This window comes from Pseudomonas sp. Root401 (assembly GCF_001425105.1).
Lineage (GTDB): Bacteria > Pseudomonadota > Gammaproteobacteria > Pseudomonadales > Pseudomonadaceae > Aquipseudomonas > Aquipseudomonas brassicacearum.
The window spans coordinates 38,304-60,658 of sequence record NZ_LMDO01000011.1; the positions used below are offsets into that span (position 1 = coordinate 38,304).

Annotated in this window: 23 protein-coding genes; 11 read left to right on the forward strand and 12 right to left on the reverse strand. The window is 60.7% G+C overall.

Features of this window, described 5'->3' with window-relative positions; all coding sequences use genetic code 11:
* Positions 1-134: 134 nt before the first annotated feature.
* Both typA and thiI read right to left on the reverse strand, forming a co-directional pair.
* Positions 135-1,955, reverse strand: coding sequence for a translational GTPase TypA (gene typA, locus ASC85_RS09540; RefSeq protein WP_047226918.1), 1,821 nt, complete (start codon positions 1,953-1,955; stop codon positions 135-137).
* 138 nt (positions 1,956-2,093) lie between these two features.
* Positions 2,094-3,548: a tRNA uracil 4-sulfurtransferase ThiI gene (gene thiI, locus ASC85_RS09545; RefSeq protein WP_057449142.1), complete on the reverse strand. Its 1,455-nt coding sequence runs from the start codon at positions 3,546-3,548 to the stop codon at positions 2,094-2,096.
* A gap of 328 nt (positions 3,549-3,876) precedes the next feature.
* On the opposite strand from thiI, the gene glnA reads away from it, so the two are divergent.
* From glnA to ntrC, 6 genes are all read left to right on the forward strand, one after another.
* Positions 3,877-5,283, forward strand: a complete 1,407-nt coding sequence (gene glnA, locus ASC85_RS09550) for a type I glutamate--ammonia ligase (protein WP_057449143.1) — start codon at positions 3,877-3,879, stop codon at positions 5,281-5,283.
* A gap of 122 nt (positions 5,284-5,405) precedes the next feature.
* A complete protein-coding gene (locus tag ASC85_RS09555; RefSeq protein WP_057449144.1) occupies positions 5,406-5,969 on the forward strand; it encodes a chorismate mutase in 564 nt (187 codons plus the stop codon).
* A gap of 186 nt (positions 5,970-6,155) precedes the next feature.
* A complete protein-coding gene (locus tag ASC85_RS09560; protein WP_057449145.1) occupies positions 6,156-6,674 on the forward strand; it encodes a DUF4124 domain-containing protein in 519 nt (172 codons plus the stop codon).
* A complete protein-coding gene (locus ASC85_RS09565; RefSeq protein WP_057449146.1) occupies positions 6,671-7,294 on the forward strand; it encodes a DUF4124 domain-containing protein in 624 nt (207 codons plus the stop codon). The genes ASC85_RS09560 and ASC85_RS09565 overlap by 4 nt, the downstream gene beginning before the upstream one ends.
* A gap of 253 nt (positions 7,295-7,547) precedes the next feature.
* The gene (gene glnL / locus ASC85_RS09570; RefSeq protein ID WP_053117539.1) at positions 7,548-8,633 is read left to right on the forward strand and encodes a nitrogen regulation protein NR(II); all 1,086 of its coding nucleotides are present in this window, start codon (positions 7,548-7,550) and stop codon (positions 8,631-8,633) included.
* Positions 8,630-10,066 carry a nitrogen regulation protein NR(I) gene (gene ntrC / locus ASC85_RS09575; protein WP_013692071.1) on the forward strand — a complete coding sequence of 479 codons (1,437 nt, stop codon included), beginning with the start codon at positions 8,630-8,632 and terminating at the stop codon, positions 10,064-10,066. Before glnL ends, ntrC begins: the two co-directional genes overlap by 4 nt.
* Before the next feature lie 539 nt (positions 10,067-10,605).
* Here the strand turns inward: ntrC and ASC85_RS09580 are convergent.
* Positions 10,606-11,046 carry a hypothetical protein gene (locus ASC85_RS09580; RefSeq protein WP_057449147.1) on the reverse strand — a complete coding sequence of 147 codons (441 nt, stop codon included), beginning with the start codon at positions 11,044-11,046 and terminating at the stop codon, positions 10,606-10,608.
* Between ASC85_RS09580 and trmL the strand changes: the two genes are divergently transcribed.
* Positions 11,045-11,500, forward strand: coding sequence for a tRNA (uridine(34)/cytosine(34)/5-carboxymethylaminomethyluridine(34)-2'-O)-methyltransferase TrmL (gene trmL, locus ASC85_RS09585; protein ID WP_003196848.1), 456 nt, complete (start codon positions 11,045-11,047; stop codon positions 11,498-11,500). The genes ASC85_RS09580 and trmL overlap by 2 nt on opposite strands.
* A 171-nt stretch (positions 11,501-11,671) precedes the next feature.
* On the opposite strand, the gene secB is transcribed toward trmL, so the two are convergent.
* The 3 genes from secB to ASC85_RS09600 are packed head-to-tail and all read right to left on the reverse strand — an operon-like array spanning position 11,672 to position 12,865.
* A complete protein-coding gene (secB, locus tag ASC85_RS09590) occupies positions 11,672-12,154 on the reverse strand; it encodes a protein-export chaperone SecB (protein ID WP_057449148.1) in 483 nt (160 codons plus the stop codon).
* Positions 12,155-12,195: 41 nt separating this feature from the next.
* Positions 12,196-12,450: a glutaredoxin 3 gene (gene grxC, locus ASC85_RS09595; RefSeq protein ID WP_003196844.1), complete on the reverse strand. Its 255-nt coding sequence runs from the start codon at positions 12,448-12,450 to the stop codon at positions 12,196-12,198.
* A 1-nt stretch (position 12,451) separates the two neighbouring features.
* Positions 12,452-12,865, reverse strand: coding sequence for a rhodanese-like domain-containing protein (locus ASC85_RS09600; protein ID WP_057449149.1), 414 nt, complete (start codon positions 12,863-12,865; stop codon positions 12,452-12,454).
* Between the two features lie 152 nt (positions 12,866-13,017).
* Here ASC85_RS09600 and gpmI point away from each other — a divergent pair, with 152 nt between their 5' ends.
* From gpmI to ASC85_RS09620, 4 genes are all read left to right on the forward strand, one after another.
* Entirely contained in the window at positions 13,018-14,547 is a 1,530-nt protein-coding gene (gene gpmI / locus ASC85_RS09605) for a 2,3-bisphosphoglycerate-independent phosphoglycerate mutase (protein ID WP_057449150.1), read from the forward strand.
* A 241-nt stretch (positions 14,548-14,788) separates the two neighbouring features.
* A complete protein-coding gene (locus tag ASC85_RS09610) occupies positions 14,789-16,081 on the forward strand; it encodes a murein hydrolase activator EnvC family protein (protein ID WP_057449151.1) in 1,293 nt (430 codons plus the stop codon).
* Between the two features lie 32 nt (positions 16,082-16,113).
* Entirely contained in the window at positions 16,114-17,430 is a 1,317-nt protein-coding gene (locus ASC85_RS09615) for a S41 family peptidase (RefSeq protein WP_057449152.1), read from the forward strand.
* Between the two features lies 1 nt (position 17,431).
* The gene (locus ASC85_RS09620) at positions 17,432-18,211 is read left to right on the forward strand and encodes a divergent polysaccharide deacetylase family protein (RefSeq protein ID WP_057449153.1); all 780 of its coding nucleotides are present in this window, start codon (positions 17,432-17,434) and stop codon (positions 18,209-18,211) included.
* A gap of 30 nt (positions 18,212-18,241) precedes the next feature.
* Here ASC85_RS09620 and ASC85_RS09625 read toward each other — a convergent pair whose 3' ends face one another.
* The 6 genes from ASC85_RS09625 to hisB all read right to left on the reverse strand — a co-directional run bounded on the left by ASC85_RS09625 (position 18,242) and on the right by hisB (position 22,248).
* The gene (locus tag ASC85_RS09625) at positions 18,242-18,988 is read right to left on the reverse strand and encodes a substrate-binding periplasmic protein (RefSeq protein WP_057449154.1); all 747 of its coding nucleotides are present in this window, start codon (positions 18,986-18,988) and stop codon (positions 18,242-18,244) included.
* 63 nt (positions 18,989-19,051) lie between these two features.
* A complete protein-coding gene (hisF, locus tag ASC85_RS09630; protein WP_014336099.1) occupies positions 19,052-19,822 on the reverse strand; it encodes an imidazole glycerol phosphate synthase subunit HisF in 771 nt (256 codons plus the stop codon).
* Positions 19,823-19,913: 91 nt separating this feature from the next.
* The gene (gene hisA / locus ASC85_RS09635) at positions 19,914-20,663 is read right to left on the reverse strand and encodes a 1-(5-phosphoribosyl)-5-[(5-phosphoribosylamino)methylideneamino]imidazole-4-carboxamide isomerase (protein WP_057449155.1); all 750 of its coding nucleotides are present in this window, start codon (positions 20,661-20,663) and stop codon (positions 19,914-19,916) included.
* Between the two features lie 99 nt (positions 20,664-20,762).
* The gene (locus ASC85_RS09640; protein ID WP_003196826.1) at positions 20,763-21,017 is read right to left on the reverse strand and encodes a DUF2164 domain-containing protein; all 255 of its coding nucleotides are present in this window, start codon (positions 21,015-21,017) and stop codon (positions 20,763-20,765) included.
* Positions 21,017-21,655 carry an imidazole glycerol phosphate synthase subunit HisH gene (gene hisH / locus ASC85_RS09645; RefSeq protein WP_003196824.1) on the reverse strand — a complete coding sequence of 213 codons (639 nt, stop codon included), beginning with the start codon at positions 21,653-21,655 and terminating at the stop codon, positions 21,017-21,019. The genes ASC85_RS09640 and hisH overlap by 1 nt, the downstream gene beginning before the upstream one ends.
* On the reverse strand, positions 21,655-22,248 hold the full coding sequence (hisB, locus tag ASC85_RS09650) for an imidazoleglycerol-phosphate dehydratase HisB (protein WP_003186751.1): 594 nt from the start codon (positions 22,246-22,248) through the stop codon (positions 21,655-21,657). Before hisB ends, hisH begins: the two co-directional genes overlap by 1 nt.
* Between the last annotated feature and the right edge of the window lie 107 nt (positions 22,249-22,355).

Sequence of the window (22,355 nt, forward strand, 5' to 3'; positions counted from 1 at the left end):
CACTGAAGATCCACTGTGGGAGCGAGCCTGCTCGCGATAGGGCCCTGACAGGCGACACACAAACTCCAGGCATAAAAAAACGCCCCCGATCTCACGACCGGGGGCGTTTTTTTAGCTGCTAACTAAGTCGAAACTCAGTTGCCGCTTTTCTTGGCAGCGCGGGTACGCTCGCTTTCGCCCAGGATCTTCTTGCGAAGACGGATGGACTTAGGAGTGACTTCACACAGTTCGTCTTCCTGCACGAACTCCAGCGCTTGCTCCAGGGTGAACTTGACCGGCGGAACCAGGGCGATGGTTTCGTCCTTGCCCGAAGCACGCATGTTGTCGAGCTTCTTGCCTTTGGTTGGGTTCACGCCCAGGTCGTTGTCGCGGCTGTTCAAGCCGACGATTTGACCTTCGTAGATATCCTGGCCGTGCTCGACGAACAGCTTGCCGCGCGCTTGCAGGGTTTCCAGCGAGTAGGTCAGTGCCTTGCCGGTCGCAACCGATACCAGGACACCGTTCTGACGGCCGGACATGTCGCCGGACTTCATCACGTCGTAACGATCGAAGATCGAAGTCAGGATGCCGCCACCGGAGGTCAGGGTCAGGAACTCGTTACGGAAACCGATCAGGCCACGAGCCGGGATGTTGTACTCAAGGCGCACACGGCCCTTGCCATCCGGAACCATGTTGGTCAGGTCGCCCTTACGCAGGCCCATTTGCTCCATGATCGCGCCCTGGGATTCTTCCGGCAGGTCGATGGTCACGTTTTCGTACGGTTCGTGCTTGACGCCATCAACCATGCGGATGATCACTTCAGGACGGCCCACACCCATTTCGAAGCCTTCGCGACGCATGGTTTCGATCAGTACCGAAAGGTGCAGCTCACCACGGCCGGAGACCTTGAACTTGTCGGCCGAGTCGCCTTCTTCAACGCGCAGTGCAACGTTGTAGAGCAGCTCTTTGTCCAGACGTTCCTTGATGTTACGGCTGGTCACGAACTTGCCTTCTTTACCGCAGAATGGCGAGTCGTTGACCTGGAAGGTCATGGAAACGGTTGGCTCGTCGACGGTCAACGGCTTCATCGCTTCGACGTTCAGTGGGTCGCACAGGGTGTCGGAGATGAACAGTTGCTCGAAGCCGCTGATGCAGACGATGTCGCCGGCCGCTGCTTCTTCAACGTCGATGCGGTGCAGGCCGTGGTGACCCATCAGCTTGAGGATACGACCGTTGCGCTTCTTGCCGTCGGCGTCGATGGCAACCACCGGGGTGTTCGGCTTGATGCGACCACGGGCGATACGGCCAACACCGATAACACCCAGGAAGCTGTTGTAGTCCAGTGCCGAGATCTGCATCTGGAACGGACCGTCACGGTCGACTTTCGGCGCTGGTACGTCGTCGACGATCGACTGGTACAGCGGGGTCATGTCTTCAGCCATGTTGGTGTGGTCCAGACCGGCAATACCGTTCAGGGCCGAGGCGTAGACGACTTTGAAGTCCAGCTGTTCTTCGGTGGCACCCAGGTTGTCGAACAGGTCGAAGATCTGGTCCAGGACCCAGTCCGGGCGCGCACCTGGACGGTCAACCTTGTTGATCACCACGATCGGACGCAGGCCGGCTTCGAAAGCCTTCTTGGTCACGAAACGGGTTTGCGGCATAGGGCCGTCCTGGGCGTCAACCAGCAGCAGCACGGAGTCGACCATCGACATCACGCGCTCTACTTCACCACCGAAGTCGGCGTGGCCCGGGGTATCCACGATGTTGATGTGGTAGCCATTCCAGTTGATGGCGGTGTTTTTCGCCAGGATGGTAATACCGCGCTCTTTTTCCTGGTCGTTGGAGTCCATCACGCGCTCGTCGTTGAGCTCGTTGCGCTCCAGGGTGCCGGATTGACGCAAGAGTTTGTCTACCAGGGTGGTCTTACCATGGTCAACGTGAGCAATAATGGCGATGTTGCGTAGATTTTCGATCACTTGTGTATCTCGATCAGAGGATTCGGTGTGCTGACAGGTCGTGGCAGCGATTTACGTTGAGTCCGACAAGGCCGTTACAGCCTGTCGGCGGCGTCGGGGGGCCGGTGACGCAGGCCACAGGCAAACAGCCCCGGGCACTTAGCTCGGTCGATAAACGCGCACATTGGCATGCCCCTCACTGAGCAAATGGTGGGCATGCAGGCGACTCATCACGCCTTTGTCGCAATACAGCAGGTACTGGCGAGTAGGGTCCAGTTCCTTGAAACGCGCGTTCACTGCATAGAACGGCATCGTTTTTACCTCGATGCCGGCGATGCTCAGCGGGTCGTCTTCAGCGTCGTCCGGGTGACGGATGTCGATGATGATCTGACCGGCCAGCGCTTCGCCGACTTCTTCAATCTGAATGTCCTGGCCCAACTCATCGATGACTCGATCGATTGGCACCAGCCTGGCGTTTTCGAGCGCACGCTCGAGCACCGCCATGTCGAATTCTTTCTCTTCGTGTTCCACCCGCCCGCGCTTGGCCGCCGTCTTCGGATTGACCGAGATGACGCCGCAGTACTCCGGCATGTGCCGGGCAAACTCGGCGGTGCCGATTTCATTGGCCTGGTCGATGATGTCCTGCTTGTGGCTGGCAATCAGCGGCCGCAAGACCAGCTTCTCGGTCACGCAGTCGATCACCGACAGGTTCGGCAGCGTCTGGCTCGATACCTGGGAGATCGCCTCGCCGGTCACCAGCGCATCAATTTGCAGGCGGTCGGCAATTCGTGAAGCGGCGCGCAACATCATACGCTTCAAAATGACGCCCATATGACTGTTATCGACTTTGCCGAGAATCTCGCCCAGGACTTCTTCGAACGGCACACTCACAAATAACACGCGTTGGGAGCTGCCGTACTTCTTCCAGATGAAGTGCGCCACTTCCATCACGCCCAGTTCATGGGCACGCCCGCCGAGGTTGAAGAAGCAGAAATGGCTCATCAACCCGCGACGCATGATCTGGTAGGCGGCCACCGTGGAGTCGAAACCGCCGGACATCAGCACCAGGGTCTGCTCCAGCGAACCCAGCGGGTAACCGCCGATGCTGTTGTGCTGGCTGTGGATCACGAACAGCCGCTGGTCGCGAATTTCGATGCGCACTTCGACCTGCGGGTCTTTCAGCGAAATACCGGCCGCGCCGCACTGTCGACGCAACTGGCTGCCGACGTACTTCTCCACATCCATCGAACTGAACGGGTGCTTGCCGGCACGCTTGCAGCGTACCGAAAAAATCTTGCCGGCCAGGGCATCACCATAATGGAGCATGCACTTGGCGAGGATGTCGTCGAAATCCCCCAGCGGGTATTCATCGACTTGCAGGAAATGCGCGATGCCCGGCATGCAGCTCAGGCGCTCGGTCATTTCCTTCAGGAGCTTGGGTTCGCTGACACGGGTTTCCAGCTCGAGGTTGTCCCACACGCCATTCACCACCACGGCCGGGTCCAGGTCTCGGAGCACGGCACGGATGTTCTTGGCCAACTGGCGGATGAAACGCATCCGTACCGGGCGGCTCTTGATGGTGATCTCGGGGAAGACTTTTACGATTAGTTTCATGAAAACAGCGCGCGAACGGCCAGCCGAAAAAGGGGGGCGCGGATTATAGCGGAAATTGCTCAAGGTTTAACCAGTTTATGTGCAGATGGTTTTACATGCACCAAAACAGGTCATTATCGATTGACGGCGCCACATTGCAGTGCGTTATTGTCTGACAATCTTTGATTTACGCCTTTAAAAGCGTGGATTTGGTGCAAAAAACCCATGGTGGGGCACTGGCATGCAATTTGCTCCCTTGTGAGGCAGGTTGCCATGGCAGAGTATTCGCGCCGGCATCACCCATATCTAAGGGCACTCCACTACCCGCCCGAAGCCACCCGGAGGACATATGTCGAAGTCGGTTCAACTCATCAAAGATCATGACGTCAAGTGGATTGATCTGCGCTTCACTGACACCAAAGGTACTCAACATCACGTGACCATGCCGGCCCGTGATGCGCTGGACGACGAATTCTTTGAAATCGGGAAAATGTTCGACGGTTCCTCCATCTCCGGCTGGAAAGGCATCGAAGCCTCCGACATGATCCTGATGCCGGACGACGAAACTGCCGTCCTGGACCCGTTCACCGAAGAGCCGACCCTGATCCTGGTCTGCGACATCATCGAACCTTCGACCATGCAAGGCTATGACCGCGACCCACGCGCCATCGCCCACCGTGCCGAGGAATACCTGAAGTCCACCGGTATCGGCGACACCGCTTTCTTCGGTCCTGAGCCTGAGTTCTTCATCTTCGACTCGGTCAAATTCAAGTCCGATATCTCCGGCTCCATGTTCAAGATCTTCTCCGAACAAGGTTCGTGGATGTCCGACCAGGACGTGGAAGGCGGCAACAAAGGCCACCGTCCAGGCATCAAGGGCGGCTACTTCCCGGTTCCACCGTTCGATTTCGACCACGAAATCCGTACCTCCATGTGCAACGCACTGGAAGAAATGGGCCAGACCGTCGAAGTTCACCACCACGAAGTGGCAACTGCCGGCCAGAACGAAATCGGCGTGAAGTTCAACACGCTGGTCAAAAAGGCTGACGAAGTCCAGACCCTGAAGTACTGCGTACACAACGTTGCCGACGCCTTCGGTCGCACCGCGACCTTCATGCCGAAGCCACTGTACGGTGACAACGGTTCGGGCATGCACGTTCACATGTCGATCTCCAAAGACGGCAAGAACACCTTCGCAGGCGAAGGCTATGCCGGCCTGTCGGACACCGCCCTGTACTTCATCGGCGGTATCATCAAGCACGGTAAGGCCCTGAACGGCTTCACCAACCCGTCGACCAACTCCTACAAGCGTCTGGTACCAGGCTTCGAAGCCCCGGTCATGCTGGCCTACTCGGCTCGCAACCGTTCCGCCTCGATCCGTATTCCTTACGTGAACAGCCCTAAAGCCCGCCGTATCGAAGCGCGCTTCCCGGATCCGGCTGCCAACCCTTACCTGGCCTTCGCTGCACTGATGATGGCCGGCCTGGACGGTATCCAGAACAAGATCCACCCTGGCGATGCCGCTGACAAAAACCTGTATGACCTGCCGCCTGAAGAGGCCAAGGAAATTCCACAGGTGTGTGGCAGCCTGAAAGAAGCCCTGGAAGAGCTGGACAAGGGGCGCGCGTTCCTGACCAAGGGCGGCGTATTCAGCGATGACTTCATCGACGCTTACATCGCACTGAAAAGCGAAGAAGAAATCAAGGTTCGCACCTTCGTACACCCACTGGAATACGAGCTGTACTACAGCTGCTGATCCAGTAAACGCCGCCACGCACGGCGTGAAATAAAGAGAGGCCTCCTTCGGGAGGCCTTTTTTATGGGCGCAGGTTACGTGCATGATGCCTCGTCGCTCCCCCATAGAAGACGAGACTGCCCATGACTTTGCGCTTCAAGCTCTGCCTTGCCCTGTCTACCGCGCTGCTGGCCTCCACCGCCGAAGCCGCCTCGGCTCCCGCCCCCGAGGCCCTTACCCCGTTGCTTAACGCCATTGGCGAACGCCTGGCCCTTGGCGATCAAGTCGCGTTGAGCAAATGGGACAGCCATAAACCGGTAGAAGACCGTCAGCGCGAGCGTGAAGTCATTGCCGCCGCCGTTGCCCAGGCGCCGGCCTACAAACTGAGTGGCGAAACCGTGGAAGCGTTTTTCGCCGCCCAGATAGAAGCCAACAAAATGGTGCAGTACATCAACCTGTCCGACTGGGCCCTGGAAGGCAAGGCCCCGGACCTCCCACGCCCGGATCTGGTGGGACAGATCCGCCCGCAACTCGATCGGCTGCAAAAACGCCTGCTGCAACAACTGGCCGACTTCGCCCCCTACCGCACCGACCCGCAGTGCCCGCAATGGCTGGCCCGGGCCACCCACCACAACAAGCAGCACCCGGTGCACCGCCTCGCCCTGATCCGAGCGACCGGAGAGCTGTGTATCTCCACAAAAGCTTAAGACAGCCCCCCCTTCCCCTTGTGGGAGCGAGCCTGCTCGCGATGAGGCCGGCACATGCAACATCTCAGTGACTGGCACACCGCTATCGCGAGCAAGCTCCCACAGGGGTTAAGTGCAACAACTTGGGTCAATCACCCTCCCTGACCTATGCTGCACCCATCACTTTTCGTTTTCGGTCGATTTTCCATGGGTCGCGGTTTTTCAATCATCCTGTTGTTGCTGTTGGCCCTGCCCGCCAGCGCGCAGATCTACAAGTACACCGACGCCGACGGCAACACCGCCTACAGCAACCAGCCGCCCCAAGGCGTACCGGCCCAGACGGTGGAGTTGCCGCCGCTCAACAGTATCGAACGCCAATCCCCGGCCAGCCCGGACACACCGCCAGCCCCCGCCAACAGCGACGAGCCACGCAAGGCTTACGAGATATTGGAACTGACGGACATCCCCACCGACGAGGCCCTGCGCGCCAACAATGGCACCTTCACCGTTGGCGTCCGGGCGCAACCACGCCTGCAGAGCCCGCATCTGTTCCGGCTGTTGCTGGACGGCCAACCCTACGGCCAGCCATCCAACGTGCCACGCCTGCAATTGGTGAATATCGATCGGGGCGAGCACAGCCTGGCGGTGCAAGTCATCGACGGGGACTCCCTCGTGCAACAAAGCGAAACCGTCATGTTCACCGTGCAGCGGGTGCACCAGCCATGATCCGCTGGCTGCTCGCGCTTAGCCTGGCGCTGGCGGCGCTGCCTGGGGTGGCGCAGATCTACACCTACATCGATGCCCAGGGTAATCGCGTCTTCACCGATCAGCCGCGCCCCGGCAATGCGAAGAAAGTCCAACTGCCATCCGGCAACCGGATGCCGACGCCGCCTCCGGGCACAACCTCGGCACCCACGGCCGAAGCCCGGCCCGAGCCGCTGTTTCGTTACGAAATGCTCCGACTGTTGATACCCGAGCCGGACGCGACGATACGCAGCACCGCAGGCGAACTGATCGTCAGCGTCACCAGCGAGCCCGGCCTGAAAAAAGGCCATCGCTACCGCCTGCTGCTCGACGGTCAGCCGACGGGCGCGCCGGGGCCGAGCCCGGTGTTTGCCTTGAGCAACATCGATCGAGGCACCCATCAACTGGCGGTAGAAATCCTCGATGAGCAGGACCGCATCGTCGAACGCACCGCCAACCAGCCCTTCCATATGCAACGCATGTCTCTGGCGCAAAAGCGCCGCATCAAACCCTGCGCGACGGCCGATTACGGTCAACGCCCCGAATGCCCCCTCGCCGAAAAACCTGAAGAAGAAAAAAGCAGCATCCTGCCGTTCTTCTGATGTCGTTCAGGTTGGCGCACTATATTGGTGCAAACCCTTGCACGCTACTCAGTTTCCAAACCCATTTTGGTTCGAAAGTACCCGAAAAAGCTGGCAGAACGCCACGCAACTGGGCGAAAAACACCCTTTTGAGGCTCTAAACGCTTCTTTTCGGAGCCTTGGTTTGGTTTTTGCATTTTCCTTGTAACAGCGCATTAATCGCGCGCGCAATTTGGGACCGGTCCCGAGTTGCTACGCTCCAAAAGAGGTCCTGATGACCATTAGCGACGCACTACACCGCTTGCTGCTCGACAACCTCACCACCGCGACCATCCTGCTCGATGCCGAACTGCGCCTCGAGTACATGAACCCGGCGGCAGAGATGCTCCTGGCCGTCAGTGGCCAGCGCAGCCACGGGCAGTTCATCAGCGAGTTGTTCACCGAGTCCGCCGAAGCGCTCAACTCCTTGCGCCAGGCGGTGGAACAGGCCCATCCGTTCACCAAGCGCGAAGCGATGCTGACCGCGCTGACCGGCCAGACCCTGACCGTGGACTACGCGGTTACGCCGATCCTGAACAACGGCGCCACCCTGCTGTTGCTGGAAGTCCACCCGCGTGATCGCTTGCTGCGTATCACCAAGGAAGAAGCGCAATTGTCCAAGCAGGAAACCAGCAAGATGCTGGTGCGCGGCCTGGCCCACGAGATCAAGAACCCCCTCGGCGGGATTCGTGGCGCGGCGCAGTTGCTCGCCCGCGAACTGCCGGAAGAAAGCCTCAAGGACTACACCAACGTCATCATTGAAGAAGCCGACCGCCTGCGCAACCTGGTGGACCGCATGCTCGGCTCGAACAAGCTGCCATCGCTGGCGATGTGCAACGTCCATGAGGTACTGGAGCGCGTCAGCAGCCTGGTGGAAGCGGAAAGCCAAGGCTGCATCACGTTGGTGCGCGACTATGACCCGAGCATTCCCGATGTCTTGATCGATCGCGAGCAGATGATCCAGGCCGTGCTGAACATCGTGCGCAACGCGATGCAAGCCATCAGCAGCCAGAACGAGCTGCGCCTGGGCCGCATCAGCCTGCGTACCCGCGCCATGCGCCAGTTCACCATCGGCCATGTGCGCCATCGCCTGGTGACCAAGATCGAAATCATCGACAACGGCCCGGGCATCCCTGCCGAGCTGCAGGAAACCATCTTTTTCCCCATGGTCAGCGGCCGTCCGGACGGTACCGGGCTGGGCCTGGCCATTACCCAGAACATCATCAGTCAGCATCAGGGCTTGATCGAGTGTGAAAGCCACCCCGGCCACACCACCTTCTCGATCTTCCTGCCACTGGAACAAGGAGCCACATCGACATGAGCCGTAGTGAAACCGTGTGGATCGTCGATGACGACCGTTCTATCCGTTGGGTCCTGGAAAAAGCCTTGCAACAGGAAGGCATGACCACCCAGAGCTTCGACAGCGCCGACGGGGTGATGAGTCGCCTGGCGCGTCAGCAACCGGACGTCATCATCTCCGACATCCGCATGCCTGGCGCCAGCGGCCTGGACCTGCTGGCGCGGATTCGCGAACAGCATCCGCGGCTGCCGGTGATCATCATGACCGCCCATTCCGACCTGGACAGCGCCGTGGCGTCCTACCAGGGCGGAGCCTTCGAGTACCTGCCCAAACCGTTCGACGTCGATGAAGCGGTATCGCTGGTCAAGCGCGCCAATCAACATGCCCAGGAACAACAGGGCATGGAAGAGGTGCCGGCCCTGGCCCGCACCCCGGAAATCATCGGTGAAGCGCCGGCGATGCAGGAAGTGTTTCGCGCCATCGGGCGCCTGAGCCACTCCAACATCACCGTGCTGATCAACGGCGAGTCGGGTACCGGTAAGGAACTGGTGGCCCACGCCCTGCACCGTCACAGTCCACGGGCGGCATCGCCGTTCATCGCGCTGAACATGGCCGCGATTCCCAAGGACCTGATGGAGTCCGAGCTGTTCGGCCACGAAAAAGGAGCGTTCACCGGCGCGGCCAACCTGCGACGCGGGCGCTTCGAGCAAGCCGACGGCGGCACGTTGTTCCTCGATGAAATCGGCGACATGCCGGCGGACACCCAGACGCGCTTGCTGCGCGTGCTGGCCGATGGCGAGTTCTATCGGGTGGGCGGGCATACGCCGGTCAAGGTGGACGTGCGCATCATCGCCGCGACCCACCAGAACCTGGAAACCCTGGTTCACGCCGGCAAATTCCGTGAGGACTTGTTCCACCGCCTGAACGTGATCCGCATTCATATCCCGCGCCTGGCGGACCGTCGCGAAGACATCCCGACCCTGGCCAGGCACTTCCTCAGCCGCGCGGCCCAGGAACTGGCGGTCGAGCCCAAGCTGCTCAAGAGCGAAACCGAGGAATACCTCAAGAACCTGCCATGGCCGGGCAACGTGCGTCAGCTGGAGAACACCTGCCGCTGGATCACGGTGATGGCTTCGGGTCGCGAAGTGCACATCAGCGACCTGCCGCCAGAGCTGTTGAGCCTGCCGCAGGATTCGGCTCCGGTGACCAACTGGGAGCAAGCCTTGCGCCAATGGGCCGACCAGGCCCTGTCCCGTGGCCAGTCGAGCCTGCTGGACAGCGCGGTGCCGAGTTTCGAGCGGATCATGATCGAAACCGCCCTCAAGCACACCGCCGGCCGCCGCCGCGACGCCGCGGTGCTGCTGGGTTGGGGCCGCAATACCTTGACCCGCAAGATCAAGGAATTGGGGATGAAGGTCGACGGTGGGGATGATGATGACGGGGATGAGGGCTGATCGGCCTTTAACCCTTCGCTGATCTTGAAGGCCAATCGCGAGCAAGCTCGCTCCCACAATGGATTTTCGGTGTCCGCGAGCGCGTGAACACCACTGAACCTTGTGGGAGCGAGCTTGCTCCGGGCGGCGATCCGACGATGCTTTTTAAAGGACTGTGTGCACCGCATCAATGCACTGCGAACCGCAATTGCGCATGCACAACGAGCCAAAACCCATCGACCCAGCTCGAAAAAATCCGCACAAATAAAAACGAAAGCCCCGGAATACGGGGCTTTTCGTATCACCAGCAGTTTTTTTGTGACAAGCCATTTAAAACTGGCACGCCCCCTGCAATAACTCAATCACTACCCAGTTTCGGGGACCTTGGTACAGGCAGGCCGGGGATTCCCCTCTTTTATACCGGGCTCATCGAGCCCACTGTTTTGGGGGCCTTGATACAGGCAGGTCAAGGTTTCCCTTCTTTACACCAGGGCTGGACCTTCGCGGTAAGCCCTCCCGTTTTGGGGACCTTGGTACAGGCAGGCCGGGGATTCCCTCTTTTATTGCTCCTGGAGACGGACCTCCAGCCGCCAGCGGTCATCGACCTCGCTGGCGGTCCACGTCCCGCGCAACGGACGCGCCGCCACCAACGTCAGCAACAATCCCTTGTCACTCAACCGCACCCGCCAGTTCACGTCCTTGCCGTTGAGCTTTAACTGGCCATTCTGCGATCGACCTTCTGCTTCGAACAACAGCGCCACCGAGCCGTCGATGACTTCCCCATGCAGCTTGGGTTCGGTGTTGAACCAGGCCACCACCCCACCGTCAATCACCTCGACCTGCTGCAGCGCGCTCGGTTCGGGCGTGGTCAGGCGTCCGATCATCAATCCGACCATCATGCCGAAGATCGCCAACGAACCCATCACCCGAGGCATTAGCTTCGAACGTCGGTCGGTTTGCGGCGTAGAATGCCGCTCATCTTCATCTACGGAGCCGTGCATGTTTCACGTCATCCTTTTTCAACCGGAAATTCCGCCGAATACCGGCAACGTCATCAGGTTGTGCGCCAACAGCGGCTGCCACCTGCATTTGATCGAACCGCTGGGCTTCGACATGGACGACAAGCGCCTGCGCCGTGCCGGTCTCGACTATCACGAGTATGCCACCTTGCAGCGTCACGCCGACCTTGCCAGTTGTCTGGAGAGCCTGGGGCATCCGCGCCTGTTCGCCTTTACCACCAAGGGTTCGCGACCGTTCCATGACGCCAGCTTCGTCGCCGGAGATGCGTTCCTGTTCGGCCCGGAAAGCCGTGGCCTGCCGGCCGAGGTGCTGGACGCCCTGCCCGCCGACCAGCGCCTGCGCCTGCCGATGCGCGAAGGCTGCCGCAGCCTGAACCTGTCCAATACCGTGGCAGTGGCGGTTTATGAGGCGTGGCGGCAGAACGGCTTCGCCTGAGCCCTGCCTGTCAGCCAGAAACACCTGTGGGAGCGAGCCTGTGGGAGCCGAGCTTGCTCGCGATGAGGTCGAAACGGTTCAACTGCAAAACCGCGTCATCGTTCATCGCGAGCAAGCTCGGCTCCCACAGGGCTCGCTCCCACAGGGTTTGTGCCGGGCTGGCAGCGCCGTTTACTGAACGGTCGCGCCGCCTTCTTGCTGCATGCGCTGCAGTTCTTGCGCATACAGGGCATCGAAGTTCACCGGGGCCAGCATCAGGGCCGGGAACGAACCGCGGGTTACCAGGCTGTCCAGGGTTTCGCGGGCGTAAGGGAACAGGATGTTCGGGCAGAACGCACCGAGGGTGTGGCTCATCGAAGCGGCATCCAGGTTCCTGATCAGGAAGATCCCGGCCTGTTGCACTTCGGCGATGAACGCCACTTCGTCACCATTTTTCACGGTAACCGACAGGGTCAGCACCACTTCGTGGAAGTCGTCTTCCAGGGCTTTCTGGCGAGTGTTCAGGTCCAGGCCTACGCTCGGCTCCCACTGCTGGCGAAAGATCGCCGGGCTTTTCGGGGCTTCGAAGGACAGGTCACGTACATAAATGCGCTGCAAGGAGAATTGCGGTGCGGTTTCTTCTTCGCTGGCAGCTGTGTTCTGTTGGTCAGTCATCGCAGATCCTTCTTACTTTCAGGTTCTTGTCAGTGGGAAATTCAGGCCTTGAGCAGTGCGTCGAGCTTGCCGGCGCGCTCCAGGGCGAACAGATCATCGCAACCGCCCACGTGGGTGCTGCCGATCCAGATCTGCGGCACGGACGTGCGCCCGGCCTTCTGGGCCATTTGGGCGCGCAGTTGCGGCTTGCCGTCGACCTTGATCTCTTCGAAGGCCACACCTTTGTTCTGGAGCAGGAACTTGGCTCGGGAACAATAGGGGCAGTAATCGCTGGAGTAGACAACGACGTGGGACATTTCACTTCACCAGGGGCAGATTGTCGGCTTTCCAGCTCGCAACACCGCCGGACAGCTTGGCAGCGGTGAAACCGGATTTCATCAGCTCGCGGGCGTGAGTGCCGGCGTGCTGGCCTTGGGCATCTACCAGGATCAGTGTCTTGGCCTTGTGTTTTTCCAGCTCGCCGATACGAGCGATCAGTTTGTCCTGGGGAATATTCACCGCCCCGACAATGTGGCCGGCGGCGTAATCCTTGCCCGGGCGGATGTCTACCACCACGCCGGCATCCTTGTTGACCAGCGCCGTCAGCTCGGCGGTACTGAGGCTGCGACCGCCACCCTGCATCGTATGGGCTACCAGCAACGCCAGCAGTACGACGAAGATACCGACGAGAATGTAGTGGTTAGTGGCAAATTCAATCAGGTGAGCAACCATCGAAGGAGGTTCCAGGGCGTTAAAATGTCGGCCAGTATACACAGCACACAAGGCCGGCCAAACCCCGCCCGGCGGTGACGCCGTCGGAACTTACCTTTAAACTGCCCGTCCCTTTTCCATCGTCTTCTTTTAACCCGCCACGAGTGGATTCCATGACTACCACGCCTAAACCTTTGGTCCTGATGATTCTCGACGGCTTCGGTCACAGTGAAAGCCACGAATCCAATGCCGTGTATTCGGCCAACAAGCCTGTGCTGGACCGTTTGTGGGCCACCGTGCCCAACGGCCTGATCTCCGGCAGCGGCATGGACGTCGGCCTGCCGGACGGGCAGATGGGCAACTCCGAAGTCGGCCACATGAACCTCGGCGCAGGCCGCGTGGTGTATCAGGACTTCACCCGCGTCACCAAATCGATCCGCGACGGTGAGTTCTTCGAAAACCCGACCATCTGCGCCGCCGTGGATAAAGCCGTGGCCGCCGGCAAGGCCGTGCACTTCATGGGCCTGCTGTCCGACGGTGGCGTGCACAGCCACCAGGACCACTTGATTGCCATGGCCGAATTGGCCTTCAAGCGCGGCGCCGAGCAGATCTACCTGCACGCGTTCCTCGATGGCCGCGACACCCCGCCGAAAAGCGCCACGTCGTCGATCGAACTCCTGGACGCAGCGTTCCAGGCACTCGGCAAGGGCCGCATCGCCAGCCTCATTGGCCGCTACTACGCCATGGACCGTGACAACCGTTGGGACCGCGTGTCCCAGGCCTACAACCTGATCGTCGACGGCAGCGCCGAATTCAACGCCGCCACCGCCCAGGAAGGCCTGCAAGCCGCCTACGAGCGTGGTGAAAGCGACGAATTCGTCAAGGCCACCACCATCGGCGAACCGGTCAAGGTCGAGGACGGCGATGCCGTGGTGTTCATGAACTTCCGCGCCGACCGCGCTCGCGAACTGACCCGCGTGTTTGTCGAAGACGACTTCAAGGAATTCGAACGCGCTCGCCAGCCGAAACTGGCCGGTTTCGTGATGCTGACCCAATACGCCGCCAGCATCCCCGCGCCATCGGCCTTCGCCGCCGGCAGCCTGGAAAACGTGCTGGGCGACTACCTGGCGAAGAACGGCAAGACCCAACTGCGCATCGCCGAGACCGAAAAGTACGCCCACGTGACATTCTTTTTCTCCGGCGGCCGTGAAGAACCCTTCCCGGGCGAAGAACGCATCCTGATCCCCTCGCCAAAAGTCGCCACCTACGACCTGCAACCGGAGATGAGCGCGCCGGAAGTGACCGACCGCATCGTCGAGGCCATTGAAAACCAGCGTTACGACGTGATCGTGGTCAACTACGCCAACGGCGACATGGTGGGCCACAGCGGCGTGTTCGCCGCGGCGGTCAAGGCCGTGGAATGCCTGGACACCTGCGTTGGCCGCATCGTCGAAGCCCTGGAGAAGGTCGGCGGCGAAGCACTGATCACGGCCGACCACGGCAACGTCGAGCAGATGTCCGACGAATCCACCGGCCAGGCCCACACCGCCCACACCACCGAGCCGGTGCCGTTCATCTATGTCGGCAAGCGCAACTTCAAGGTTCGCGACGGCGGCGTGCTGGCTGACGTGGCACCAACCATGCTGATGTTGCTGGGCATGGAGAAACCGGCGGAGATGACCGGGACGTCGATCCTGGTCTGATTGATCCATCAATCACCGCAAACCCTGTGGGAGCAAAGCTTGCTCGCGATAGCAATCTGACAATCTACATTTTCGTTGGATGTGCTGACGTCATCGCGAGCAAGCTTTGCTCCCACAGGGGTTTGGCGGGAAATAAGTGCCCTGCACCGCTCCAGTTATCACACAGCCCCAAATGGGCGTTTTTTTTGCAGCGTGGGGCGGGCATACTAGGCCGTCCCTTTCCCTGGTGTCGCCCGCCTCTATGCTTCGCGTCCTGATAGCCCTCGCTCTGACCTGCCTGCTCCAACCGGCCTTTGCCGACGAGCGCGCGCAAACCCAACAACAGTTGGAAGCCACGCGCCAGGACATTGCCGAGCTGAAAAAGCTGCTGGGCAAGTTGCAGGAAGAGAAATCCAGCGTGCAGAAAGACCTGCGCGGCACCGAGACCGAGATGGGCAATCTGGAGAAACAGGTCGAGGCCCTGCAAAAAGAGCTGAAGAAAAGCGAATCCGAGCTGCAGCGACTCGATGGAGAGAAAAAAAAACTCCAGAGCGCGCGCACTGAACAGCAAAAGCTGATCGCCATCCAGGCCCGGGCCGCCTACCAGAACGGTCGCCAGGAATACCTCAAGCTGCTGCTCAACCAGCAGAACCCCGAGAAATTCGCCCGCACCCTGACTTATTACGATTATCTGAGCCAGGCCCGCCTGGAACAGCTGAAGAACTTCAACGAAACCCTGCGCCAACTGGCCAATGTCGAAAAAGACATCGAACTGCAGCAAGCCCAGTTGCTGGTGCAGAAAAGCAGCCTCGACACCCAGCGCGAAGAACTCGATAAGGTTCGCAAGGAACGCCAGGTGGCCCTGGCCAAGCTCAATGACGACGTGAAGGCTCGCGACAGCAAGCTCAAGGCCCGCGAGCAGGACCAGGCCGAACTGGCCAATGTGTTGAGAACCATCGAAGAAACCCTGGCCCGCCAGGCCCGAGAGGCAGAAGAAGCGCGCCAGAAAGCGCTGATCGCCCAGCAGGAAGCCGAAAAAAAGCGTTTGCGTGAAGCCCAGGCCGACGCGGACGCCGGCGACGCGCCGCGCAAGCCGGTGAAATCAAGCCCCAGCGTGCTGGTTTCCAGTGATGGCGAAACCTTTGGCGGTGCTTTTGCTTCGGCACGGGGCAAACTTCCATGGCCGGTCAATGGTCGACTGCTTGCGCGCTTCGGTGAAACCCGCGGCGATGACACCCGCACCAAGTGGGACGGCGTGATGATCAGCGCCTCCGCTGGCAGCCAGGTGCATGCCGTGCATGGCGGGCGCGTGGTCTTCGCCGACTGGTTGCGCGGCGCCGGCCTGCTGGTGATCCTGGATCACGGCAACGGTTATTTGAGCCTGTACGGCCACAACCAGACGCTGCTCAAGTCCGCGGGGGATGTGGTCAAGGCCGGTGAGTCCATTTCTACGGTCGGTAACAGTGGCGGGCAGGATACGCCAGCACTGTATTTCGCTATTCGTCAGCAGGGTCGCCCCAGTGACCCGGCCCAATGGTGTCGTGCGCAAGGATAAGCGCGCCCATCCTATTAAGGAGTTCGTTCGACATGCTGCATTTGTCCCGCCTTACCTCGCTGGCCCTGACGATCGCCCTCGTGATCGGCGCGCCGCTGGCTTTCGCCGCCGAACCGGCCCCGTCGGCACCCGCCGCCACAGCCGCGACCACCAAGGCCCCGCTGCCGCTGGACGAACTGCGCACCTTTGCCGAAGTCATGGACCGGATCAAGGCCGCCTATGTCGAACCGGTGGACGACAAAGTACTGCTGGAGAACGCCATCAAAGGCATGCTCAGCAACCTTGACCCGCACTCGGCCTACCTGGGGCCGGAGGATTTTGCCGAGCTGCAGGAAAGCACCAGCGGCGAATTCGGCGGCCTGGGCATCGAGGTCGGCAGCGAAGACGGTTTCGTCAAAGTGGTTTCGCCGATCGACGACACGCCTGCTTCCAAGGCCGGCATCCAGGCCGGTGACTTCATCGTCAAGATCAATGGCCAGCCGACGCGCGGCCAGAGCATGACCGAAGCCGTGGACAAGATGCGCGGCAAGATCGGCCAGAAGATCACCCTCACCCTGGTGCGCGACGGTGGCACGCCGTTCGACGTGACCCTCACGCGAGCGGTCATCCAGGTCAAGAGTGTGAAGAGCCAGCTGCTGGAGTCGGGCTACGGTTACATCCGCATCACCCAATTCCAGGTCAAGACCGGCGAAGAAGTCGCCAAGGCCCTGGCCAAGATGCGCAAGGACAACGGCAAGAAGCTCAACGGCCTGGTCCTGGACCTGCGCAACAACCCCGGCGGCGTGCTGCAATCGGCGGTGGAAGTGGTGGATCACTTCATCACCAAGGGCCTGATCGTCTACACCAAGGGCCGCATCGCCAATTCCGAGCTGCGCTTCTCGGCCACCGGCAACGACCTGAGCGAAGCCGTGCCATTGGTGGTGCTGATCAACGGTGGCAGCGCCTCGGCATCGGAAATCGTAGCTGGCGCCCTGCAGGACCAGAAGCGTGGCGTGGTCATGGGCACCACCAGTTTCGGCAAAGGCTCGGTGCAAACCGTATTGCCACTGAACAACGACCGCGCCCTGAAGATCACCACCGCGCTGTATTTCACGCCCAACGGTCGCTCGATCCAGGCCCAGGGCATCGTCCCGGACATCGAGGTGCGCAAGGCCAAGATCACCAACGAACAGGACAGCGAATACTTCAAGGAAGCCGACCTGCAAGGTCACCTGGGCAATGGCAACGGCGGTGCCGACAAACCGACCGGCTCCGGTGGCAAGGCCAAGCCAATGCCACAGGATGACGACTATCAGTTGGCCCAGGCCCTGAGCCTGCTCAAAGGGTTGAACATCACGTCCGGCCGCTGAGATGGGCCTGCGTTTCACCTTCGTCCTGCTGTGCCTGCTGGCGGGAGCCGTTAACGCGGCGCCCGCCACACCCTCTTCGCCGCACAAGGCGTACCTGAGCCTGATCATCGACGACCTGGGGCAAAACCTGCCTCGGGATCGCCGGGTACTGGCCCTCCCCGGCCCGGTCACCACCGCGATCATGCCTGACACGCCCCACGCCGCCGAATTCGCCCGTGAAGCCCATCGTGCCGGCAAACTGGTCATGCTGCACATGCCCATGGACCCGGCCACCGGGCCGTTCGCCTGGCATCCGGAGCTGCCCATCGAAGAACTGGGCAAGCGCCTCGACGCCGCGTTCGCGGCCGTGCCTTATACCAGCGGGATCAATAACCACATGGGCAGCCGCATGACTGCCCAGCCACAGGCCATGGCCTGGCTGATGGCGAACTTGCAGCAGCGACACAAGTTTTTCGTCGACAGCCGCACCAGCGCCCAGACCGTCGCCGCCGCCGAGGCGCAGAAGATCGGCCTCGCCAGTGTCTCGCGGGACGTGTTCCTGGACGACGAGCGCACCGAAGCCGCCATCGCCCACCAGCTCCAGACCGCTATCGACCTGGCCCGCCGGCAAGGCTCGGCCGTGATGATCGGCCATCCCTACCCGGAAACCCTGGCCGTGCTCGAACGCGAACTACCCAAGCTCAAGGCCCAGGGCGTCGAATGGATCGACATCAAGTCGATGATCAGCCTGCGCAGCAATCGGGCGATGCTCGGGCATGGGAAAGATGGGGTTTATCGGTAGCGATGGCGGCGGCACAGTCCTGCACAGCGGTCAGAGATACCGCGCCATGATCGCGTCCACTTCACCTTCCTTGCGCAGTTCATCCAGGGCCTTTTGAAGCCGGGCAACCACGTCGTCAGGCACGTCCTTGTTCAAGGCCAGGTACAGCTCGGCACTGTTGAAGCGCAGCACGGTCTTGAGATCGGTCACCCCGTCCTGGCGCGCCAGGTAACGCCCGGCAGGGTCGCCGGTGGCCCACAGATCGATCTGGCCGTTGACCAGTTTTTTGGCGTTGTCCTGATCGCGCAACACAACAATCGGGTTCAGCCCTTGCTTGGCCAATGTCTCGGCAATCGCGTCGCCCTTGTAGGCACCGACCTTGTATTGGCGCGCCTGCTCCAGCGAGCCTAGGGCGATCTTGCTGTCGGCCTTGGCGAGCATGATCCAATCATCCGGGCCGATGGGGCCGACCCATTTGAACAGCTTTTCACGCTCCGGCAACCGCGCCATGACAAACACACCGTAGCCAGGATTTTCCAAGGCGAGTTTGTAGATCCGCTCCCAGGGGAAACGCAGCGTCAGGCTGTAGGAGATATCGGCACGCTTGAAGATTTCGCGGACGATGTCCACGGCAATGCCATGGATGTTCTCGTCCTGGGCGAAGTTCTTGCCGTTCTTGGCCATGTTGTACGGAGGGAAGTTTTCCGTCAGCAACACCAGCGATGTATCAGCGGCGCGGACGGTGCCTGCGAGCAGCAGCATGGCACCGGCAAAGGCGAGAACGAGGCGTTTGAGCATGTCGGGCTACCGCAATCCATGGTGTGCCCAAGAGTGCCTTGGGCCCGCCATGGTGTCCAGCGGTCAGCGAACGCAGATACCGCGATGCGCCATGTAGGCCTTGGCTTCCGGCACGGTGTATTCGCCAAAGTGGAAAATGCTCGCCGCCAGCACCGCGCTGGCATGACCTTCCAGAATGCCGTCGGCCAAGTGCTGCAGGTTGCCGACGCCGCCGGAAGCGATCACCGGAATGCCCAGGGCATCGCTGATGGCGCGGGTGACACCGAGGTCGAAGCCGTTTTTCATGCCGTCCTGGTCCATGCTGGTCAGCAGGATTTCACCGGCGCCCAGGCCTTCCATCTTCTTCGCCCACTCCACGGCGTCGAGGCCCGTGGGTTTGCGACCGCCGTGGGTGAAGATTTCCCAGCGCGGGGTTTCGCCCGGGCCGGAGACCTTCTTCGCGTCGATGGCGACGACGATGCACTGCGAACCGAAGTGCTGGGCTGCTTCGCCGACGAATTCCGGGTTGAACACCGCCGCCGTATTGATCGACACCTTGTCGGCACCGGCATTGAGCAGGTTGCGGATGTCCTGCACGGTGCGCACGCCACCGCCCACGGTCAGCGGGATGAACACCTGGCTGGCCATGCGCTCGACGGTATGCAGTGTGGTATCGCGGCCATCGACGCTGGCCGTGATGTCGAGGAAGGTAATCTCGTCCGCACCCTGTTCGTCGTAGCGACGGGCGATTTCCACCGGGTCGCCGGCATCACGGATGTTCTCGAACTTGACGCCCTTGACCACCCGGCCGTTGTCCACATCGAGGCAGGGAATGATGCGCTTGGCTAACGCCATGGGCTTAATCTCCGATTAAGAGTTGCAAGCTTCAAGCTATAAGCTGCAAGCCAAGCAGATCGCGGTCGTGCTTTAACTTGCAGCTTGCGGCTTACAGCTTGGAGCTGGTCGCGTACGAATCGCAGAAAGCTTGCGCTTCAGCGACATCAAGGGTGCCTTCGTAGATCGCACGGCCGGTGATTGCGCCGATGATGCCCGGCGCCTTGGCGTCGAGCAGCGACTTGATGTCACCCAGGTTATGGATACCACCGGAAGCGATCACCGGGATCTTGGTGGCAGCGGCCAGCGCAGCGGTGAACGGCACGTTGCAGCCCTGCATCATGCCGTCTTTGGCGATGTCGGTGTAGACGATGGCAGACACACCGTCGGCTTCGAAACGCTTGGCCAGGTCGATCACCTGTACGGTGCTGACTTCAGCCCAACCGTCGGTGGCGACAAAACCGTCTTTTGCGTCCAGGCCAACGATGACCTTGCCCGGGAAGGCGCGGCACGCTTCAGTAACGAACTCGGGCTCTTTCACGGCCTTGGTGCCGATGATCACGTAGCTCACGCCAGCCTTGACGTAATGTTCGATGGTTTCCAGCGAGCGAATGCCACCGCCGATCTGGATCGGCAGGTTCGGGTAGCGCTTGGCAATGGCCGTGACCACTTCGCCATTGACCGGCTGGCCTTCGAAGGCGCCGTTCAGGTCGACCAGATGCAAGCGACGGCAGCCGCCCTCCACCCACTTGGCGGCCATGCTCACCGGGTCATCGGAAAACACCGTGGAGTCTTCCATGCGGCCCTGACGCAGACGTACGCAAGCGCCGTCCTTGAGATCGATAGCGGGGATAATTAGCATGCTTTTCCTTCGTCAAAGAGCTGCAAGCTGCAAGCCATAAGCTGCACGCAGGCACGCGTTCCAATACTTGCAGCTTCAAGCTTGAAGCTTGCCGCTGCTCTAATTCTTCTCAAGCGCCCACAAGTCGCTTTCAATGCTTTCGAACCTTTCTTTAAGGTGCGTCTGCACATCGAAAATCGCCCTGTTGTAATAGTGCGGAGCAATTTCGCGGGTAAACAGGTCAAGAATTTCCGCCGCTTCGAACGAGCCCAGGTCCAGCTCGAAACGGTCCTCCATGAACCGCTGGATCTTGCGGTTCGCTTCACTCTCCTGCTCGGACGTGAGGGTGAGGATCGGCGGTTTCTTGCGGGCCATTACCAGCGCCCGTCCCACGCTGCGAAGTTCTGCAACAGTTGCAGGCCATGGGTATGGCTCTTCTCCGGGTGGAACTGCACGGCGAAGCGCGAACCATCGGCCAGGGCCGCGGCGAAATCGACGCCATAGTGACCGCTGCCCACCACCTGCCGCGCATTGCCGGCGGCGATGTAGTAACTGTGCACGAAGTAGAAGCGCGCCAGGTCCGGGATGTTGTGCCACAGCGGGTGATCCACCGTCTGCTTCACTTCGTTCCAGCCCATATGCGGGACTTTCAGGTGCTCGCCGTCTTCATGCAGGCCCTTGCCGAAAAACTTCACCTGGCCTGGAAACATGGCAATGCAATCGACGCCGTCGTTCTCTTCGCTGTGCTCGAGCAAGGCTTGCATGCCCACGCAGATGCCAAGGAACGGACGGTCCTGGCTGACTTCGTGCACCAGCTTGTCGAAGCCCAGGCGACGGATCTCGGCCATGCAATCGCGAATCGCACCGACGCCGGGAAACACCACCCGGTCGGCTTCGCGAATCACGTCGGCATCGCTGGTGATCAGCACCTTGCCGGCGCCCACGTGCTCGAGGGCCTTGGCCACCGAGTGCAGGTTGCCCATGCCGTAGTCGATAACCGCGACCGTCTGCATTACAGGACGCCCTTGGTGGAAGGCATCTGGCCGGCCATGCGGTCATCGAGCTCGACGGCCATGCGCAGGGCGCGGCCGAAAGCCTTGAACACGGTTTCGATCTGGTGGTGGGTGTTGTGCCCGCGCAGGTTGTCGATGTGCAGGGTCACGTTGGCGTGGTTGACGAAGCCCTGGAAGAATTCCTGGAACAGGTCAACGTCGAAGCCGCCGACGGTGGCACGGGTGTACGGCACATGCATCTGCAGGCCCGGACGGCCGGAGAAGTCGATGACCACGCGCGACAGCGCCTCATCGAGCGGCACGTAGGCATGGCCGTAGCGACGGATGCCCTTCTTGTCGCCGATGGCTTTGGTAAAGGCCTGGCCCAAGGTGATACCGACGTCTTCCACCGTGTGGTGGTCGTCGATATGCAGGTCGCCCTTGCTGACGATGTCCAGGTCGATCAGCCCGTGACGGGCGATCTGGTCCAGCATGTGCTCAAGAAAAGGCACGCCGATATCAAACCGGGCCTTTCCGGTGCCATCCAGGTTGATCGAGGCTTTGATCTGGGTTTCCAGAGTGTCGCGCTCGACAGACGCCTTACGTTCGGCCATCACCAGCTCCGCAAAATCATTGGGCGAAAAAGGCAGCCATTATAGGGGCGCGAGCGGCAAACAGAAACACGGGAGGTGATATCCCTGACGGGTTGTCTCCCGCGCTG